The 19,267-nt window shown below is 69.5% G+C and carries 18 protein-coding genes; 7 read left to right on the top strand and 11 right to left on the bottom strand.

What is annotated here, in order from left to right:
- Positions 1 to 80 precede the first annotated feature (80 nt).
- Positions 81 to 2,969, top strand: a complete 2,889-nt coding sequence (locus K338_RS23315; RefSeq protein WP_022919161.1) for a family 20 glycosylhydrolase — start codon at positions 81 to 83, stop codon at positions 2,967 to 2,969.
- Between the two features lie 94 nt (positions 2,970 to 3,063).
- On the opposite strand, the gene dnaB is transcribed toward K338_RS23315, so the two are convergent.
- Positions 3,064 to 4,416 carry a replicative DNA helicase gene (gene dnaB / locus K338_RS0115920; protein WP_022919159.1) on the bottom strand — a complete coding sequence of 451 codons (1,353 nt, stop codon included), beginning with the start codon at positions 4,414 to 4,416 and terminating at the stop codon, positions 3,064 to 3,066.
- 355 nt (positions 4,417 to 4,771) lie between these two features.
- Between dnaB and K338_RS0115910 the strand changes: the two genes are divergently transcribed.
- Positions 4,772 to 6,106: an MATE family efflux transporter gene (locus K338_RS0115910; protein WP_022919157.1), complete on the top strand. Its 1,335-nt coding sequence runs from the start codon at positions 4,772 to 4,774 to the stop codon at positions 6,104 to 6,106.
- 129 nt (positions 6,107 to 6,235) lie between these two features.
- Here the strand turns inward: K338_RS0115910 and K338_RS0115905 are convergent, their stop codons facing one another.
- From K338_RS0115905 to K338_RS23310, 6 genes are all read right to left on the bottom strand, one after another.
- Positions 6,236 to 6,544, bottom strand: coding sequence for a DUF4333 domain-containing protein (locus K338_RS0115905; protein WP_022919156.1), 309 nt, complete (start codon positions 6,542 to 6,544; stop codon positions 6,236 to 6,238).
- Positions 6,545 to 6,699: 155 nt separating this feature from the next.
- A complete protein-coding gene (rplI, locus tag K338_RS0115900; RefSeq protein ID WP_022919155.1) occupies positions 6,700 to 7,152 on the bottom strand; it encodes a 50S ribosomal protein L9 in 453 nt (150 codons plus the stop codon).
- A gap of 17 nt (positions 7,153 to 7,169) precedes the next feature.
- Positions 7,170 to 7,415: a 30S ribosomal protein S18 gene (gene rpsR / locus K338_RS0115895; RefSeq protein ID WP_022919154.1), complete on the bottom strand. Its 246-nt coding sequence runs from the start codon at positions 7,413 to 7,415 to the stop codon at positions 7,170 to 7,172.
- Positions 7,416 to 7,467: 52 nt separating this feature from the next.
- Positions 7,468 to 8,016, bottom strand: a complete 549-nt coding sequence (locus K338_RS0115890; RefSeq protein ID WP_022919153.1) for a single-stranded DNA-binding protein — start codon at positions 8,014 to 8,016, stop codon at positions 7,468 to 7,470.
- Between the two features lie 22 nt (positions 8,017 to 8,038).
- A complete protein-coding gene (gene rpsF, locus K338_RS0115885) occupies positions 8,039 to 8,329 on the bottom strand; it encodes a 30S ribosomal protein S6 (RefSeq protein ID WP_022919152.1) in 291 nt (96 codons plus the stop codon).
- A gap of 181 nt (positions 8,330 to 8,510) precedes the next feature.
- A complete protein-coding gene (locus K338_RS23310) occupies positions 8,511 to 10,958 on the bottom strand; it encodes a transglycosylase domain-containing protein (RefSeq protein ID WP_051154909.1) in 2,448 nt (815 codons plus the stop codon).
- Between the two features lie 378 nt (positions 10,959 to 11,336).
- On the opposite strand from K338_RS23310, the gene K338_RS23305 reads away from it, so the two are divergent.
- Both K338_RS23305 and K338_RS0115870 read left to right on the top strand, forming a co-directional pair.
- A complete protein-coding gene (locus tag K338_RS23305) occupies positions 11,337 to 11,918 on the top strand; it encodes a PadR family transcriptional regulator (protein ID WP_022919150.1) in 582 nt (193 codons plus the stop codon).
- Positions 11,915 to 13,006 (top strand): inositol-3-phosphate synthase, encoded by a 1,092-nt coding sequence (locus K338_RS0115870; RefSeq protein ID WP_022919149.1) that lies wholly within the window; start codon positions 11,915 to 11,917, stop codon positions 13,004 to 13,006. Before K338_RS23305 ends, K338_RS0115870 begins: the two co-directional genes overlap by 4 nt.
- 113 nt (positions 13,007 to 13,119) lie before the next feature.
- On the opposite strand, the gene K338_RS0115865 is transcribed toward K338_RS0115870, so the two are convergent.
- Positions 13,120 to 13,518, bottom strand: coding sequence for a TFIIB-type zinc ribbon-containing protein (locus K338_RS0115865; RefSeq protein ID WP_022919148.1), 399 nt, complete (start codon positions 13,516 to 13,518; stop codon positions 13,120 to 13,122).
- Between the two features lie 166 nt (positions 13,519 to 13,684).
- Between K338_RS0115865 and K338_RS0115860 the strand changes: the two genes are divergently transcribed.
- Both K338_RS0115860 and cuyB read left to right on the top strand, forming a co-directional pair.
- Complete coding sequence (locus tag K338_RS0115860) at positions 13,685 to 15,103, top strand: Na+/H+ antiporter NhaC family protein (RefSeq protein WP_022919147.1); 1,419 nt, start codon at positions 13,685 to 13,687, stop codon at positions 15,101 to 15,103.
- Entirely contained in the window at positions 15,100 to 15,852 is a 753-nt protein-coding gene (gene cuyB / locus K338_RS0115855) for a cysteate racemase (protein WP_022919146.1), read from the top strand. Before K338_RS0115860 ends, cuyB begins: the two co-directional genes overlap by 4 nt.
- On the opposite strand, the gene K338_RS23300 is transcribed toward cuyB, so the two are convergent.
- Genes K338_RS23300 through K338_RS0115840 form a run of 3 tightly spaced genes read right to left on the bottom strand, consistent with a single transcriptional unit; the run spans position 15,836 to position 17,534 of the window.
- Positions 15,836 to 17,119, bottom strand: coding sequence for a pyridoxal phosphate-dependent decarboxylase family protein (locus tag K338_RS23300; protein WP_022919145.1), 1,284 nt, complete (start codon positions 17,117 to 17,119; stop codon positions 15,836 to 15,838). The two genes, cuyB and K338_RS23300, sit on opposite strands and share 17 nt — an antisense overlap.
- On the bottom strand, positions 17,116 to 17,283 hold the full coding sequence (locus K338_RS0115845; protein WP_157612546.1) for a hypothetical protein: 168 nt from the start codon (positions 17,281 to 17,283) through the stop codon (positions 17,116 to 17,118). The genes K338_RS23300 and K338_RS0115845 overlap by 4 nt, the downstream gene beginning before the upstream one ends.
- Positions 17,280 to 17,534 carry a TMEM175 family protein gene (locus tag K338_RS0115840; protein WP_157612544.1) on the bottom strand — a complete coding sequence of 85 codons (255 nt, stop codon included), beginning with the start codon at positions 17,532 to 17,534 and terminating at the stop codon, positions 17,280 to 17,282. The genes K338_RS0115845 and K338_RS0115840 overlap by 4 nt, the downstream gene beginning before the upstream one ends.
- Positions 17,535 to 17,735: 201 nt before the next feature.
- On the opposite strand from K338_RS0115840, the gene K338_RS0115835 reads away from it, so the two are divergent.
- Positions 17,736 to 19,055: an MFS transporter gene (locus tag K338_RS0115835; RefSeq protein WP_022919142.1), complete on the top strand. Its 1,320-nt coding sequence runs from the start codon at positions 17,736 to 17,738 to the stop codon at positions 19,053 to 19,055.
- Positions 19,056 to 19,267 lie beyond the last annotated feature (212 nt).

Raw genomic sequence — 19,267 nt, 5'->3', positions numbered from 1 at the left:
CGTTGATGTCAGTGATGGACGGAACCGGGGTGACCTGGATAGTCTCGTCGCCGGCGACGTCGCCACGGGGAGGAAGTTCGATGCACAGCAGCAGGAACAGGCTCGTGTCCCGAGCCGTGGCGGCTCTGACCGCCAGTACCGCCATAGTTGCCGCGCTCCTGAGCGCACCGGCGAGCGCGGAGGAGTCCGCCGCGCCCACGCCACCGACGGACGGTGCACCGGTCACCGTGCCCGCACTGCAGCAGTGGGCCCCTGGCGGTGAGGACTTCAGGCTCGGGCGCGGGGCGGTCCACCTCCAGGTCGACCCACAGTACGCCGACGACCTCTCCGACGACGCCGACACGTTCGCCACCGACCTGCAGGCGCTCACCGGCCGGCGCGTGGTCGTGCAGACCAGGTCTGCGCCGCCTGGTCGCGGACCCGGAGTCATCTGGCTCACGCTCGACCCGGCGTGGACCGAGCATGGTCCGGAGGCGAGCCGGATCACGGTGGACCACGACGTCACCATCACTGGCGCCACTCACGACGGCGTGTTCCTCGGCACCCGCAGCGTCCTGCAGATGCTCACCGACGAGCCGGTCATCCCCGGCGGCGTCGCGACCGACTGGCCCGGGTACGCCGAGCGCAGCTTCATGATCGACAACGGCCGCCAGTACTTCTCCCCCGAGTGGGCGATGCGGCAGATCCGGGAGCTCGCCTACCTGAAGTACAACGAGTTTCACTGGCACATCGCGGACAACGCCGGCTTCCGGATCGAGTCCCGCACGCACCCGGAGATCGTCTCCCCGGAGCACTGGACCCAGGAGCAGGTCACCGAGCTGGTGGACTACGCCGCCCGGTACCACATCGAGATCATCCCGGAGATCGACATGCCAGGGCACATGCAGCATGTGCTCCGCGAGCACCCCGAGCTGCAGGTGGTCGATGCCGACGGCAACCGGAACACCCGCAACCTCGACCCAACCAATCCCGACGCGCGGCAGTTCGTGCAGGAGATCCTGGACGAGCTGATCCCGCTGTTCCCCGGCCGGTACGTGCACACCGGAGGTGATGAGTTCACCAGCGACTGGGATGCCTACCCGGTGCTCACCGAGTGGGCACAGGAGCGCTACGGCCCGGCGGCCAACGCCCACGATGCAGTGCTGGACTTCACCAACTTCGTCAACGACGTGGTCCGCACGCACGGCAAGACGATGCGGATGTGGAACGACGGAGCCCAGGGGGGTGTAGTGCTGGAGGCGGACACGAACATCGTGCTCGAGTACTGGTCCGACCAGCACGGCGACGTGCGGGCCCAGGAGTTCCTGGACCGCGGGTACCAGCTGGTCAACGCGAACCGGAACGTGCTCTACGACGTGCCGGGGGCGACGCCGACGTGGAACAACCTGGACCCGCGAGAGATCACTGAGGACTGGGACATGTCCACCTGGCACGACGCCACCGCACCGAACACCACCGACCCGCACGCGGAAGGCATCCTCGGCGGCCAGATCCACCTGTGGAACGATAGCCCGGGCACGGCCACCGAGGAACAGGTCTCCGGCCGGTTGCACATGCCGCTGCGGGCCATGGCGCAGCAGCTCTGGGACTCGACCCTCGACGGCGGGTGGGATGCCCTCGCCGGCCGCGCGTTCGTCGTCGGAAAGGACCCTCAGTGGGCACTGCTCGACGGTCCGGAGGCTAACCTGGCTCACGGCGCCCTGGTGTGGTCCTCGGACCGGGAACGCCCCGACTGCCACGAGTCGATGCTGACCGATGCAGACACTGGCACCCGCTGGTGCGGTTCGAAGACCGCGCCGCAGACCGTGGTGCTGGACCTCGGTCACGAGGCCGACCTGGGCACGGTTGTCCTGGACTGGGAGGCGGCGTATGCCAGCGGGTACACCGTGGCGGCCTCGCCGGACCTGGAGAACTGGACCACACTCACCGAGGTCACGGGCGGCGACGGCGGTGTGGACCGCCTCGAGGTGGACGGGCATGGACGTTATCTGCGCCTGGCGATGACCGAGCGGGGCACGAAGTGGGGCTACTCACTGTACGAGATCGAGGTCTACGCAGCCGGTGCGCTCCTCCCGCGCGACGTCCAGCTCAGCCTCGACCCTGCGGTCGTGCTCACCTCAGCGGGTGGGACCGGTAGCACCACCCTGGTAGTCAGCAGCACCGCCGACCAGGCAGCAACCCTCCGGTGGGTGGCCCAGCCACCGGAGGGGGTCACCCTGGAGCCGTCCTCCGGAACCCTGCGGGTCGGCGCCGGGGGCAGCACCTCGGTGGACGTGCAGGTGAGCGGGCCGGTGGAGCCCGGGACGAGCGCGGTGCCGGTGGAGCTGACCACCCAGGACGGTCGGGAGACGGTCACGATCGCGAGGACGGAGCTGCTCATCACCGTGCCGTTCGCCGAACTCGCCGATGCGTACGCGAACGTGGCGGTCACGAACGACGGCGAGGAGAGCCCGCCGGGTCTGGGCGTCGGGTTCGACGGCGCTGGCTCCTCCTACTCGGCGCAGGCCCTTGCCGACCAAGGTGTGACCCCGGGTAGCGAGCTCGCCCGGGACGGCATGGGTCTCACCTGGCCGGATGTGCGGCCGGGGAGCGCGAACAACGTGCTCGCGAATGGGCAGAGCGTGCAGATCGGCGCGTCCGGCAGCCAGATCGGGCTGCTCACGGCGGCCACCTACGGTCCGGTGAGCGGCGACTGGGTGGTGCACTACACGGACGGCACCTCCGAGACGGTCACGTTGAGCACGCCGGACTGGAGCCAGTCCAACCCGGACGCGTCGGCGCTCGTGGCGATGCCGTACCGGAATACTCCCAGCGGGCCGACAGACCGGAACACCCAGGTGCACTTCCAGACCATCCCGGTGGACGCCGACCGCACGGTGCAGGCGATTACCTTGCCGACCGTCTCGGCGACCGCCGTGCGAGGCGCCCCGGCGCTGCACGTGTTCGCCATCGGTATCGGGCAGTCGTGAGCACCGGCGAGCTCCACGGCGCTGACGGGGCCAGCGACTGGCAGGTGCTGGCCGGGACGGCGAGCGCGTGGTTCGCCGCGCAGTGATGCGCCCCTTACTGCGCCATGTCGAAGAAGCGCGCGTAGTGCCCCTGGAACGCCACCACGATCGTGTCCGTGGGCCCGTTGCGGTGCTTGGCCACGATGATGTCCGCCTCGCCGGCGCGGGCGGACTCCTTCTCGTACATGTCCTCGCGGTGCAGCAGGACGACGACGTCCGCATCCTGCTCGATCGAGCCCGACTCGCGTAGGTCGCTCATCTGCGGCTTCTTGTCCGTGCGGGCCTCCGAACCACGGTTCAGCTGGGAGATCGCGATCACCGGTACCTCGAGCTCCTTGGCGAGCAGCTTGATCGCCCGGGAGAACTCCGAGACCTCCTGCTGGCGCGACTCCACCCGCTTACCCGAGCTCATCAGCTGCAGGTAGTCGATCACCACGAGCTTCAGATCATGCCGCTGCTTCAGCCGTCGGCACTTGGCCCGGATCTCCATCAGCGACATGTTCGGGCTGTCGTCGATGAACAGCGGCGCCTCGGACACTCGGCCCATGGTGCGGGCCAGCCGGGTCCAGTCCTCGTCCCGCATGGTGCCCTTGCGCATGTTCTGCAGCGGCACCTGGGACTCTGCCGAGAGCATGCGCATGGAGATCTCGTTGCGGCTCATCTCCAGGGAGAAGATCACCGAGGTCATGCCGTGCTTGATCGACGCCGACCGGGCCACGTCCAGCCCCAGCGTTGACTTCCCGACGGCCGGCCGGGCCGCCAGCACGATCATCTGTCCCGGGTGCAGACCGTTGGTGAGCAGGTCCAGGTCGGTGAACCCGGTGGGCACGCCGACCATGCCCTCGCCCCGGTGCGAGGCGGCGTCGATCTCCTCCATCGTGGAGTTGATGACGTCCTTCAGCGGCACGTAGTCCTCGGCAGTGCGCCGCTCGGTGACCGCGTACACCTCCGCCTGGGCGGTGTTCACCAGGTCGTCCACGTCGCCGCCGTCGGTGGCATAGCCCAGCTGCACGATGCGGGTGCCGGCGTCCACCAGACGGCGCAGCACCGCACGCTCGCGCACGATCCGGGCGTAGTAGCCGGCGTTCGCCGCCGTGGGCACTGAGGACAGCAGCGTGTGCAGGTACGGTGCCCCGCCGATCCGGGCGAGCTCACCCCGCTTGGTCAGCTCCGCCGCCACGGTGACCGCGTCCGCCGGCTCCCCGCGGCCGTACAGGTCCAGGATGGCGTCGTAGATCGCCTCGTGCGCCGGCCGGTAGAAGTCGTTCCCGCGGAGCACCTCGACCACGTCGGCGATGGCGTCCTTGGACATCAGCATGCCGCCGATGACGCTCTGCTCGGCGGCGACGTCCTGCGGTGGGGTCTTCTCGAAGCTCTCCGGAGCGTCCGGGATCTCGGTGATGCTCATCTGTCACGCCCCGCTGCCATCACCGACTCCTCCATGTTCGCCCAGCACCTCGTCCGCACACCCACACCTACCAGCACCCACCGACACCAGCGGTTCGCACCGCCGGCACCGGAACGCGACCAGCACCGGCACCCACCGCTCGAGCGCGGACGGCAGTGACCGTACGCACCCTCGTCCTCCTCCAGCAAACCACCCCCTGGGGACAACTGCGCCACCCCTGTGGACAACGTGCGGACAGAGCGGCAGGTCCCTGTGCACAGCCTGTGACTAAACGTGTGGATATGTCCGTAGGATCCGCATCAGGACAGGCCTGTGGCCACCCACAGGCTGTGGACAAGAACTACTCGGAGGATTGGTGGACGACACGCCGACCGGCCGCTCGCTCGATCGGCGGATCCTCGACCTCGCCGTACCCGCGCTCGGTGCGCTGGTCGCCGAACCGCTGTTCATCCTCATCGACTCCGCAGTGGTCGGGCACCTCGGCACCGCCCAGCTCGCCGGCCTCACCCTCGCCTCCACCCTGCTGGTCACCACGGTGGCGTTGTTCATCTTCCTCGCCTACGCCACCACCGGGGCAGTGGCCCGCAAGCTCGGCGCCGGGGACGAGCGCGGAGCGCTGGCTCTCGGCCTGGACGGGATGTGGCTCGCCCTGCTGCTCGGCGCCGTGCTGCTCGTGCTCGGCCTGGCCGGTGCCGATCACGTGGTGGCGTGGATGGGCGCCTCGGCGGAGGTGGCCCCGCACGCGGTCGCCTACCTGCGCGCCTCGATGCCCGGTATCCCCGGCATGCTCGTGGTGCTCGCCGCCACCGGTGCGCTGCGTGGCCTGCAGGACACCAAGACCCCGCTGCGGGTCGCTGTGATCGGCGCCATCGCCAACGCGATCGGGTCGGTCACCCTGGTCTACGGCCTGCACCTGGGCATCGCCGGGTCCGGACTGGCGACGGCGCTCGCCCAGATCGGCATGGCCCTCGCCCTGGGGTGGGTGGTCGTGCGGGCAGCGCTGGTGCGCCAGGTGTCCCTGCGCCCGGCGGTGGGTGGCATCCTGAACAACGCCCGCGCGGGCTTCCCGCTGCTGGTCCGCACCCTCACGCTGCGGGTGGCGATCCTGCTCACCGTGGCGTGCGCGACGGCGTTGGGCGAGGTGCCGCTGGCCGCTCACCAGGTCGTCAACTCGGTGTGGGGCCTGGCCGCGTTCGCTCTGGACGCCCTCGCCATCGCTGCCCAGGCGCTGGTCGGGCACGGGTTGGGCGCCCGCCAGCCGGACACGGTGCGTGCTGTGGTTCGCCGCTGCCTGCGCTGGGGGACGATCGCCGGGGCCGCGCTCGGTGCGGTGATCGCCGGTCTCGGCTGGCTGCTCACCCCGCTGTTCACCTCAGACCAGACCGTGCAGCACGCCGCCGCGCTGGGTCTGGTGGTGATCGGCGTGCTGCTCCCGGTCGCCGCCTGGCCGTACGTGCTGGACGGGGTGCTGATGGGTGCCGGGGACGGCGCCTATCTGGCCTGGGCAGGCGGCATCGCCCTGGTGGTCTACCTGCCGCTGCTGCTCGCGGTGTGGGCGTGGGCCCCCGGTGGCGCGCTCGGGCTGGTGTGGCTGTGGGTCGCCTTCGCCGGCGGGTACATGCTCGCCCGGGCTGCCACCACCTGGCTGCGTGCTCGCGGTAGCGCCTGGATGGTGCTCGGAGCGGCCTGAGACCCGCACCACCACGGCGACCACGCACACGCCGGTGCCGACAGCACCGGGGTATCTGACCGGACGCTGCTGGACCGGATGTGGGACGCGCGTGCGCGACGCCCCCTCACCGACCGCGGTCAAGAAGGACTACTTCGGTTCCTCGTCCACCGCGATGTCGAAGCCCACGTTGCCGTCCTCGGCGACGTCGGTGACGGTCATGGTCACGCCGTAGGCCTCGGCCATGCCCTCTGCGGTCAGCTCGCACTCGATGGTCGCGCCGACCTCCGCCGGCAGGTCCTCCGGGCAGCTGATGTCCGGGCGCTGCCCGACCTGTTCCTCCAGCTGGTTCTCCGCCTGCTCCTCGACGTCTGCGGCGGGTACGGCCGCCTGCCCGGAGCAGGCGGCGAGCAGGGCGAGGGCAGCCAGGCTGCCGGCGGCGGTGAGGGTCTTGCGCATGCGGTGATCACTCCAAGTCGTCGGTACGGGACACCACGTTCGCAGGTCCGCACGCCGACGACCATGGGCAGGACTATCCAGTGGTAGAACTCCCCGGAGGCAGCGAAGAGCCCCGGTGCACGTCCGCACCGGGACCCTTCAGACGCTGCGGGGGCTCAGGCCTCGGCCACGACCTGCACGTCCACAGTTGCGGAGACGTCCTCGTGCAGACGGATCTGCACCTGGTGGTCGCCGAGGGACTTGATCGGCTGGCCGACCTCGATCTTGCGGCGGTCCACGGTCTGGCCACCGGCGGCGATCGCCTCGGCGATGTCCTTGGTGGTCACCGCGCCGAACAGGCGGCCGTTCGCACCGGCCCGGACCTGCACCACGACCGGCTTCGCCTGCAGCGAGTCACGCACGGCGTGCGCGTCCTCGATGGTGGCGATGGCGTGCTTGCGGCGCGCCGCGGTGATCTGGTCGATCTGCTTCTGCCCGCCCTTGGTCCACGGGGTGGCCAGGTTGCGCGGCAGCAGGTAGTTGCGGGCGTAGCCGTCCTTGACCTCGACGACGTCCCCAGCGGTGCCGAGGCCAGTGACCTCGTGGGTGAGAATGAGCTTGGTCGCCATGGCTGTTCCTCCTTGCCTCAGCGAGCCGAGCTCGAGTAGGGCAGCAGAGCCATCTCGCGGGCGTTCTTCACGGCCTTCGCGATCTGCCGCTGCTCGCGGGTGGACACACCGGTCACCCGGCGAGCGCGGATCTTGCCGCGGTCGGAGATGAACTTGCGCAGCAGCGCAGTGTCCTTGTAGTCGATGGGGCCCTCGAGCTTGGTGGTCTTGAGGGGATTGGCCTTCTTCTTGATGACCGGCTTGCGAGAGTCTCGCTTCGCCATAGTGGTACTCCTTCGATGCACGCACCCAGACCGGGTGCGATCAGGTGATGATCTAGAAAGGGGGCTCGTCGCCGAAGCTGGAGCCACCCGTTGCCCACGGGTCGTCGGCCGGGCCGGCGGTGCCACCGCCGCCCGAGTAGCCGCCGCCCTGGTTGCCGCCGCCGTAGCCGCCGCCCTGGCTGCCGCCGCCGAAGCCGCCTCCTCCACCGCCACCGGAGAAGCCACCGCCGCCCCCACGCTGGGAGCGGGTGACCTTCGCCGTGGCGTAACGCATGGACGGGCCGAGCTCGTCGACCTGCAGCTCGACGACGTTGCGCTTCTCGCCCTCGCGGGTCTCGAAGGAACGCTGGACCAGACGACCTTGGGCGATCACCCGCATGCCCTTGGTGAGGGACTCCGCGACGTTCTCCGCAGCCTCACGCCAGATGGAGCAACGCATGAAGAGAGTCTCGCCGTCCTTCCACTCTCCCGTCTGGCGGTCGAACTGCCGCGGGGTGGACGCGATGGTGAAGTTGGCTACGGCCGCACCCGAGGGGGTGAACCGCAGCTCCGGGTCAGCCGTGAGGTTTCCGATCACGGTGATGACGGTGTCGCCTGCCATGACGCTCCTAACGAAGTCGCGCTCAGTGCGCGTCGGGTCGGATCAGCTTGGTGCGCAGGACGGACTCGTTGAGGCCGAGCTGGCGGTCGAGCTCCTTGGCGAGCTCGGGCGTAGCGTGCATGTTCACGACGGCGTAGATACCTTCCGACTTCTTCGCGATGTCGAAGGCCAGCCGGCGCCTACCCCACACGTCCGTCTTGTCGACCGTCCCACCACCTGAGGTGATGACGTTCAGGAACTTCTCGAGCGCGGCCGGGACGGTCCGCTCGTCGAGCTCCGGGTCGAGAATGACCATCAGTTCGTAATGACGCATACGGGAACCCACCTCCTCTGGTCTCAGCGGTCACGGTCCTTCCGTGACAGGAGGGTGATGCGTGCTCTCACAGCTGCGCCGGCCACGGCACTCACCGGGGTCGGCGCAGACGAGATACCGGGCCAGTCTACCGGAACCGCCGGTGGTCGGCGGACGTGATGTGGACGACGGTCGCGGGCCCTCAGCCGCCAGGGGTCAGCAGGTCAGCGAGCGAGTCCTCCAGGCGCCCGGCAGCTCCCGACTGGCCAGCGCCGTCCCCGCTGCCCGGTCCGCCACCTGCCTGACCACCGCTCCCGCTGTCCCCATCACCTTGACCGCCACTGTCACCGTCGGACGAATCGTCGGTGGGAGGCGGCGGCGTGTCCGTGGGTTCGGGTGCGGGCGGCGACTCGGACTCTTCCTCGGTGGGGTCCTCCGTGGGCTCCTGCGTGGTCGGATCCTCGCTCGGCTCCTCGGTGGGCTCCTCGCTGGGCTCCTCGGACGGTTCTTCGCTCGGGGACTCCGACTCCTCCTCAGAGGGCTCCTCGGACGGCTCCTCCGACGGCTCCTGGGTCGGTTGCGGGTCCACCGGCGGCACGTAGACCTGCTCCGGTTCGGTGCGGTCCGGGAACTCCTCCACCGGCAGGTCCGCCACCGCTGCAGTCATGTACTGGGTCCAGATGTCGGTGGGGTAGCTGCCGCCCGAGATCGGAGCGACACCGCCCCACCCTTCGGTCATCGAGATCTCCTCGCCGTCCTCACCCACCTGGTACATCGCCACCGAGGTGGTGATCTGCGGGACGAAGCCGACGAACCAGGCCGACTTGTAGTCGTTCGAGCTGCCGGTCTTACCCGCTGCCGGACGGCCGATCTCCGCGGCGGTGTGCCCGGTCCCGCCCTGGACCACCTGCTGCATCGCGTAGGTGGCGTCGGCGATCACGTCCTCCTCCACCTCTCGCGTACCGTCGTCACCCCCGGTGTAGAGGGTCTCGTCCTCGGGGTTGGTGACGCTGCTGACGATGAACCGGTCGTGGTGCACGCCACCGGAGGCGATCGTGGAGTAGGCCTCCGCCATGTCCGCAGGGTGCGGGGAGGCAGTGCCGAGCACGTTCGACAGGTACGGATCCAGACCGTTCGTGTCTTCTGGGAGGCCGAGCCGCTCGGCCACGTCCACCAGCTTCTCCGGACCGGTCCGGTCGTTGAGCTGCACGTACACCGTGTTCACCGAGTACTTGGTCGCAGTGATCAGGTCGATGTAGCCCCGGTTGATGGTGTCGAAGTTCGGCACGGTGTAGCCGTCGATCGTCATCGGTGAGTAGCTGGCGAACCGGTCGTCGAGGGTGGCCTCGTTCTCCAGCGCGGCGATCAGTGCGAACACCTTGAACGTGGACCCTCCCTGCGCCACGTCCTGGGTGGCGTTGTTCCGCTGCCGCTCCAGGTAGTCGTGCCCGCCATAGAGAGCAAGGACGCCGCCGGTGTCGTTGTCGATCGAGGTGAGCGCCACCCGCACGTTGTCCGGGGTGTCCTCCGGCAGGTCCTCGGCTGCCTGCACCGCCTGCTCCTGCAGGTCGGCGTCGATCGTCGAGGTGATCGACAGGCCGCCGCCGTCGATGTCGTCCTCGGTGAACCCGTGCGCGAGCAGCTCGTCTCGGATCATCACCAGCAGGTACCCGTTCGGCCCCGCGTAGACGTCCGAGCCTCCCGGGTCGACCACGTCTGGGAACTCCTGCTCGTCGGCCTCGGACTGGGTGATGTTCCCGTTGGCGACCATGTAGTCGAGGGTGCGCTGCCACCGGGCCTGCGCCTGGTCCGGGTTGGTGGCCGGATCCCAGTTGCCGGGCGAGGGGATGATGCCGGCGATCAGCGCGGACTCCGAGAGGGTGAGCTCCGAAGCGGGGTGGCCGAAGAACTCCTGGGACGCCCGCTCGATCCCGTAGGCACCGCGACCGAAGTAGATCGTGTTCATGTAGTTGCCGAGGATCTCGGACTTGCTCTGCTGCTGGTCGATCTTGATCGCCAGGATCGCCTCGCGGAACTTGTCCGCGTAGCCGTCGGTCTGGCCGGTGTAGTACCGCTCGACGTACTGCATGGTGAGGGTGGACCCGCCCTGCGTGTCGTTCCCGCGCAGGTTGTTCCACAGCGCACGCAGGATGCCGACCGGGTCCACGCCCACGTTGGAGTAGAACCGGCGGTCCTCGCTGGCCACGATCGCCTGACCGACGTGGTCCGGGAGCGTGCCGGGATCGATGATCTCCCGGTCCACGTCCGCGAAGGTCCCCATCGGCGTCTCACCGTCGGCGTAGTACACCGTGGACCCTTGGGCCAGGGCGAAGTCGTCCGGCTCCGGTACGTCGATCATCAGGTAGGCGACGAAGAACAGCACCACCCCGAGCACGCCGCAGGTGAGGATCGAGCCGACCACGAACCGCCAGCTCGGCAACCAGCGGTGGATCGGGCCCTTGTTCGGGCGCGGGTAGTTCCAGAACCGGTTCGGCTCCTGGTACGGGCCGCCCTTGTAGCCCTTCTTCCGAGAACCGGCAGCCGCAGACCCGGAGGAAGCACGCCGCGACGACCGGGACCCTCCCCGGGTGCCGGCTGCTGCCCCAGAGGCTGCGCCGTCACCGGCTGCACTGGACGTGCGCTTCCACACTGGTCGGGCAGACCCCGCGGACCCCGAAGCCCCGGACCTGGGCGGCACCGCCCCGGTGGAGCCCTGCTGGGAGCGGTCGTGCACGCTGCGACGGGTCGGCTTGCGCTCACCTGACCCGCCGGATCCCGATCCGCGTCCTTCTGCCACTGTGGCCCTCTCCTGTTGCTGGTCGGCGCCCGGCCCCCAGACCCGTCGCCCCACAGTATGCGCGGGAAGCCTGAGAATCTGCGCGGCCAGGCCGCTCTTCACCGAGTTCGCACAGAATCCGCCACGCGCAGGTGAGCAGTACCACAACCACCCAGCAGCAGACACTCAGCACCTGACATTTGACCAGATTGTTCGTTTTCCTGTATCAATGCGATACATCGGAGGTGACGAGTGTCCACGCGCGGCGAAGTACTCGAGCTGGCGATCCTGGGCCAGCTGCAAGAGGCGCCGATGCACGGCTACGAGCTGCGCAAGCACCTGAACGTCACCCTCGGCACCATCCGCACGCTATCCTACGGCTCGCTGTACCCGTGCCTGAAAGCACTCGTGGCCGGCGGATGGATCGAGCAGGCGGACACTGCTGCCCCACCACACGCCCTTGCCGGCCGCCGGGCACGGATCGTGTATCGGCTCACCACAGCGGGCAAGGAACGGCTCGCGGACTCCCTGGCTCAGGTGGATCCGGGTGCCTGGGAGGACGAGTCGTTCGCGGTCCGCTTCTCCCTCTTCCAGGAGACCGATCCGCAGACCCGGCTGCAGCTCCTCGAGGGCCGGCGAGCGCGCATGCTGCAACGCCGTGCCGCGATGCGCGAGCGGGTGCGGGCCGACCGGGAGCGCCGGGACCGGTACACGCTCGAGCTGCAGCGGCACGGACTGGACCTGATCGAGAAAGAGATCGGCTGGCTGGAGGAGCTGATCGTGGCCGAACGCACTGACAACCCCCTGCAAGACAACCCTGAGGAGAACCCATGACCAGCATCCGCGTAGCGATCGCGGGAGTCGGCAACTGCGCCGCATCCCTGGTGCAGGGCGCGCACTTCTACGCCGACACCGATCCGTCCGGCACCGTGCCCGGCTTGATGCACGTGCAGTTCGGCCCCTACCACGTGCGCGACATCGAGTTCGTCGCCGCCTTCGACGTGGACGCGAAGAAGGTGGGCTTCGACCTGTCCGAGGCGATCGTGGCCAGCGAGAACAACACGATCTCGATCGCGGACGTGCCCCCGCTCGGGGTGAGCGTGCAGCGCGGGCCGACCCTGGACGGGCTGGGTTCGTACTACGCAGAGACGATCGAAGAATCGGCGAGCCCCGCCGTCGACGTGGCCCAGGCGTTGCGGGACGCCAAGGCGGACGTGCTGATCTGCTACCTCCCGGTCGGCTCGGAGGCTGCGGCCAAGCACTACGCGCAGGCGGCACTGGACGCCGGCGTGGCGCTGGTCAACGCGCTGCCGGTGTTCATCGCCAGCGACCCGGAGTGGGCAGCGAAGTTCACCGAGGCCGGGGTGCCGATCGTCGGCGACGACATCAAGTCCCAAGTCGGAGCCACGATCACGCACCGGGTGCTGGCCAAGCTCTTCGAGGACCGCGGTGTGACGTTGGACCGCACCTATCAGCTCAACATCGGCGGCAACATGGACTTCAAGAACATGCTCGAGCGAGAGCGGTTGGAGTCGAAGAAGATCTCCAAGACCCAGTCGGTCACCTCCAACCTCACCGGGTCGCTGGCCGGGAAGAAGGAGGACCGGAACGTGCACATCGGGCCCTCGGACTACGTGGCGTGGCTGGACGACCGGAAGTGGGCGTACGTACGCCTGGAAGGTCGGGCGTTCGGTGAGGTGCCGCTGAACCTGGAGTACAAGCTCGAAGTGTGGGACTCGCCGAACTCCGCCGGCATCATCATCGACGCGCTGCGTGCGGCGAAGATCGCCAAGGACCGGGGTGTGGGCGGACCGGTACTGGCCGCGTCGAGCTATTTCATGAAGTCGCCGCCGGAACAGTACGACGACACCACCGCTCGCGCGCGGGTGGAGGCGTTCATCACCGGGGACATCGAGCGCTGACCCCCTCCTGACGACACTGCTCGTCGATCTGGCTACGGATCGTGGCCAGTTCGACGAGCAGCTTCGGTGAGCCGGCCGAGGGGTCGTCCGGTCCCAGACCCCGGGGACACTGCTCAGTCGAAGAGGTCCTCCAGCCAGCTGCGTCGGCGCCGCGGCCGACCGTAGCCGCCGCGATAGTAGTCCTCTGGCGACGGTGCCGAGGGAGCGGAGCCGAAGAAGCCACCGTGTGACCGGTAGCGCTGCTGCGGTGAGTAGCCGGGCTGCGGGGCCGGTGGCGGGAGGGGACCGTCGTCGAAGGCGCCCCCGTAGGGCAGCGGTGCAGCCGTGGGCCCAGCGCCTGCCGGTGCACCGGGCGGGGGCGGCGGTGCGCTGTGCTCCTGCGCAGCCCGGTCGAGGATCTTGTCCAGCTCGCCACGGTCCAACCAGACACCACGACAGGTGGGACAGTAGTCGATCTCCACCCCGGATCGTTCACTCATCACAAGCACGGCATCATCCACAGGGCATCTCATCAGTGGGCTCCTTCCCGTCCGCCTGTCCAACGACCGCGACCGGCAGAGAGTTCCCGCCAGGTACGCTGCGCCACGACACGCTCAGGCACCAGGCACCGCACTGCTGCACAGCTGCATATCGGTAGCGTTGCCCCTCGACACGCCGAGACAATGTAAGGAAGCGACCATGTCGGCGAACGCCGATCCCGCTGCACGTCCCAGACTCGAGCTCTACGGCGGTCGGTGGACCGCGTTGATCCCCGCCCTGGTGCTCATCGCCGTGATGTGCCTCCTGTCCTTCGCCGAACGCGCGGCCGTACCTGCGTTCTGGGTGGGCGGCTTCGCTGCCCTGGTGGTGGGCCTGGCTCTGGCCCGCAACCGCACGACCTTCGCCGAGACCGTGGTGCGGGGCATGTCCGACCGGACCGGCGCCGTCGTGATCGTCGCGTTCATCTTCGCCGGCATCTTCGGCACGATCATGAAGGCCGCCGGGCTCGTGGACGGGCTGCTCTGGCTCGGGCTGCAGACCGGGCTCACCGGGGCTGCGTTCACTGTGCTCACCTTCCTGCTCGCCTGCATCTTCGGTGCGGGCACCGGCACCAGCGTGGGCACGGTGCTGGCGATGGTGCCGGTGCTCTACCCGGCTGGCGTGTTCCTCGGTGCCGACCCGACGATGCTCGCGCTCGCCCTCATCGCCGGCGGCGCCTTCGGGGACAACCTGGCCCCGGTCTCGGACACCACGATCACCTCCGCCTACACCCAGGACGCGGAGATGGGCGACGTGGTCCGCACCCGCCTGCCGCTGGCGCTGGTCGCCGCGGCAGCCGCAGCGGTGGTGTTCGCGTTCACCGGTGGTGGCGGCACTGTGCAGGACTCGCCGCTGAACGGCGAGTCCTCCCCGGTCGGGCTGCTGCAGGTGATCCCGTTCGCCATCGTGATCGTGCTGGCGCTGCGCAAGCAGCACATCATCGTCTCCCTCACCTGGGGCATCGTCGGCGCCATCGTGATCGGGCTGCTCACCGGCGGGCTGGCCCCTGGCGACATCTTCTCCCTGCCACCGGACCGGGACACCTCCACCGGGCTGATCCAGGACGGTATCGCCGGCGTCACCGGAGTGGTGATGCTGGTGCTGCTGATCATGGCGCTGGCCCAGGTGCTCGCCGAGAGCGGCCTGATGGCGGCCGTGCTGGAGCGGCTGCAGAAGAGCGCCGCCCGCGGGGTTCGTTCGGCCGAGCTGACCATCATCGCGATCACGATCCTGTTCACCATCCCGCTGGGCGCGAACGCCCCGGCGATCCTGCTGGTCGGACCGACCATCGGCAGACCGCTCGGCGAGAAGTACTCCCTCAGCGCCGCACGCCGGGCCAACCTGCTGGACTGCTCGGCATGCACGATGTTCTACATGCTGCCCTGGCACAACGCGGTGATCGTCTGGTTCGCCACCACGGTGGCCACCGCCTCGGAGTTCGGCATCGAGGCACCGGAGATCACCGCCGCCTTCCTCAACCCGTACGCCTGGGCGCTGCTGGTGGTGATCGTGGTCTCGGCGATCACCGGGTGGAACCGCAGCTATCAGCGCACGCCTGAGCAGACACCGGCAGCATGAGCGCGCAGGCGTTGCCGGACGACCCTGCCGCGGCACAGCTCGTGATCGGCGTGCTCGGCGGTATGGGCCCTGCCGCCACGGCCCACTTCCAGACCCGGTTGGTCGAGCTCACCGACGCCACCCGGGACCGTGACCACCCCACTGTCGTCACCTGGTCTGACCCAGGTGTCCCGGACCGGGTCGCGGCGCTGCGTGGCACCGGCCCGAGTCCGGTGCCGGTGCTGCGCGCCGGGCTGGGTGTGCTCACCGCTGCCGGTGCCCAGGTGCTCACCGTGCCGTGCAACACCGTGCACCCTTTCCTGCCGGAGGCGCTGGAGGGATTCGACCAGCTGCACCTGGTGGACATGATCCAGGCCGCTGCCGAGGAGGTGGCCGGCGCCGGGATGTCCACAGTGGCGGTGCTGGCCACAGCCGCCACACTGGAGCACGGCATGTACGCCCGCGCGCTGGGCGAGCGGGCCGTGCGGGCCCACAGCCCCGGGGCGGGCACGCAGCCCGCAGTGCTGGAGCTGATCGCGGCGGTGAAGGCCGGCACTCCGGTGCGTGGTCTGGTCGGCGAGTATCGTCGGCTGGTCGCCGAGCTCGCCGAGGCCCAGTGCGACGGCGTGCTGGTGGCGTGCTCGGAGATCTCCGCCGTGGCAGCGGCAGCCGCTGGCGAGGGAGCCCAGCTCTCGCTGCCGTCGGTGGATGCCGTGGACAGTCTGGTGCGGGTGGCCCTGCGGGCCGCAGGGTTCATTCCGAAGGCGTGAACCGCTCGTCCAGGTGTGCCCGGAGCACCGCCTCGTCCAGGGTGCCGCCGCGGACCATCACCCCGTAGGACAGACCGCCGGCTCCGTCCGGGTTGGCGCGGGCATCACTGACCGCCGCGCGCAGGTCCTCTAGCAGCGTCTCGAGCACTGCCGCATGCCGCGGGAAGGTGACGAAGTGCAGGCTGGAGGGTTGCTCCTGGGTGTCGATCCACCAGCCGCGATCGCCCATCGCCCCGGCGAGCGCCGGCACGGAGATCTCCGGGTGGGCCGCGGCGAACACCCCCATCGGCGGATCGCCGAGCACCTGGAACCCATGCTCGGCCAAACCGGCCTGGATCGCCCGCGCAGTGCCCATCACCTGCGCGACCAGCTCCGCGTAACCGGACCAGCCCAAGGCGCGCATCGCCGTCCAGGCCGCGGCCGCGGCACCCACCGGCCGGGTGCCGACCACCCCGGAGGCCGCATACGCCCCACCGGGCCAACCGGTGGACACGTAATAGCTCGCGTGCCGCAGCTCCGGCTCAGCGAACAGCAGCACGGAGGCGCCCTTGGCGCCGTAACCGTACTTGTGCAGGTCCACTGACACCGAGGTCACTCCCGGCACGTCCAGCCCGAACTGCGGTGGCGGCGCGCCCGCGGCGTCCAGGAACGGCAGGAACAGCCCGCCCATCGCCGCATCCACGTGCACCCCGATCCCGCGGGCGGCAGCCTGCTCGGCGACCTCGGCGATCGGGTCCACCACCCCGTAGGGGAAGCAGGGCGCGGACAGGCAGATCGCTGCCGTGTCCGGTCCGGCAGCATCGAGCAGCTCGGCCACGTCCGGCAGACCGTCGGCGTCCACCGGCACCAGAGTCAGCTCCAGGCCCAGGTAGTCCGCCGCCTTCCAGAACCCAGGGTGGGCGGTGACCGGCATCACCAGGCGGCGGCCCCGACCGGTGTCCCGGTACCCCTTCATCGCCACCATGATCGACTCGGTGCCGCCGGTGGTGAACACCCCGTAGGCCGGGCTGTTCGGCGCGACCACAGAGGCGACCATCGCGACCACCTCGGACTCGAAGTGCTGGGTGGAGGGGAAGGCGGAGGCGGACAGGGCGTTCTCGTGCGCGAACCGCGCGGCCGCCTCGTCCACCAGGTCCTGGTGCCAGTCCGGGGAGTCGTACACCAGCGACCAGGAGCGGCCCCCGCGCCAGTCCACATCATCTGCGCTGGCCTCGGTCCAGGCTGCGCGCACCTCGTCCGGGGACAGTCCGTGCTCAGGAAGTCTCACTGTTCGACCATACCCACGCCGCTCTCCCGGTCGCGCAGCCCGAGGCGGACGAGCAGACGCCGCAGCGGGCCGGTGAGCACCAGCAGCAGCCCGCTGCTCGGCGCCCGGGTGCCGATGTACAGCGCGATCATCACCCGGTCGGTGGGCATCGAGGGCCCGGTCATCGCGGTGACCACCGGCAGGAACACGATGTGCCCATCCAGGCCAGGTTCACCACACCGCGACGCCCGTCGTTCGGGGTGTCCGCCCGGAAGATCCGGTGGTGGAGGAACCCGAACATCCCGATCAGCACGAAGCTGAGCGCGAAGGCGAGGAACTGGCCCTCGTGCTCGACGAACCGGGCGCTGGTTGCCTGGAGGGTGCGCATCTGGCCGGGATCCTCGTGCGATCCGTGGTCGGAGAATGTCTTTGTCATCGCTGCCCCGCTCTCGGCTCGACCGGTCCACAGCGTAGAACCTTGCCGTGCCGAGACCGCTACGACCGGCCGGCCACGGCAGGACCAACGACGGCGAACCTCACCTGGCCACGGTGCGCTCCGCCGTCGTGCTCATCCCGCTGGGCAGGCCTGCTCGCAGCGGTCGCCACCACGTACCGCGATAGCCTGCGCCACGTGAGGATGTGGACGGACCTGCGTACGGTCGCCGTGCACCGCGACTTCCGGAGGCTGTTCGCGGTGCGTCTGGTGTCCCAGTGCGGGGACGGGATGTTCCAGGCCGGACTGGCCACCTTGTTCTTCTTCTCTCCGGAGAACATGGCGACCGCCGGTGCGGTGGCTGCCGCGTTCGCGGTGCTGCTGCTGCCGTTCACGATCGTGGGTCCGTTCGCCGGACCGCTGCTGGACCGGTGGCGGCGCCGACAGGTCCTGCTGCTGGGCAACGCAGTGCGGGTGCTGCTCACCCTGGTGCTCGCTGTGCTGATGGCCACCGACGGCGTCTCGGTGGCGGTGTACGTGCTGGCGCTGGTCACGCTGGGGGTGAACCGGTTCCTGCTCGCAGCACTGTCCGCAGCACTGCCGAAGGTGCTGCCCAAGGAGCAGCTGCTGATCGCGAACACCCTCACCCCGACTCTCGGGGCGGTCTCCGCCGTGGTCGGTGCAGGTATCGGGTTCGCCCTCGGTCTGGTGCTACCTGCTGGAGCGATGCGTGACGGGGTGGTGCTCGTGGTGGCAGCGGCGCTCTTCGGTGGCGCCTCGGCGCTCGCGCTCCGGCTCGGCAGGGACCAGCTGGGCCCGGACGAGCGAGCCGCCACCGGCCGCGGGATCCGGCAGGCCTGGGCGGACGTGCGCGCCACCGCCCGAGAGCTGGTGGCCGGCGCCCGCTACCTCGTCGCTCGCGGCACCCCGGGTGCAGCACTGGGGATCATGGCGTTGCACCGGTTCCTCTACGGGGTGAACTTCATCGCGCTGATCCTCATCTCCCGCAACCTGCTGGTGGATCCCACCGACGCCGCAGCAGGGCTGGCGATGTTCGGGCTGCTGTCTGGCATCTCGTTCGCCGGCAACGGGCTGGCGATCGTGCTCACCCCGCTCGCGCACGAGCGGATGAGCCCCTCCACCTGGGTGGTGGTCTGCCTCGGCCTGGGCGCGGGCAGCCAGGTGCTGCTGGCCACACAGCCGGTGTTCGCAATGATCGCGGCCGCTGCGGTGCTGATGGGGCTGGCGGTGCAGGGGGCGAAGATCGCGGTGGACACGATCGTGCAGACCGATACCGACGACGCCTACCGGGGCCGGGCGTTCTCCCTCTACGACACGTTGTACAACGGAGCGTTCGCTGGCGCCGCTGCCCTGGCTGCGGCCGTGCTCCCGGACACTGGCTACTCGCGCGGCACGTTCCTCGCCCTGGCCGTGGTGTACCTGGTGCTGGCTGTCGGTTACCGCCTGGTGGTGCGCAGCCTGGGCGACCGGCCACGCACGGTGCCGCTCACCATGCCCCGGTAGACCCGCCGACGCCGGAAGGGACCACCGCCCGATGTACCGGCCGGTGCTCCAGAGACCCCGCTTCTCCAGAGATCCGGTCGCCCCAGAGGCCCGCACGGAGGCGATACCTAGCCCGCACTGTCGACACCGCAGAGCACGACACCGCGCCCCCAGCACGACTGAATCGATTCACGACGAGAGTGCGTGGTCGGTGGCGGGATGCCGGAAGCAGT

It is taken from the genome of Ruania albidiflava DSM 18029 (assembly GCF_000421225.1).
Lineage (GTDB): Bacteria > Actinomycetota > Actinomycetes > Actinomycetales > Beutenbergiaceae > Ruania > Ruania albidiflava.
The sequence above is the reverse complement of the archived record's forward strand: the minus strand, read 5'-3'. Positions and strand labels throughout refer to the sequence as shown.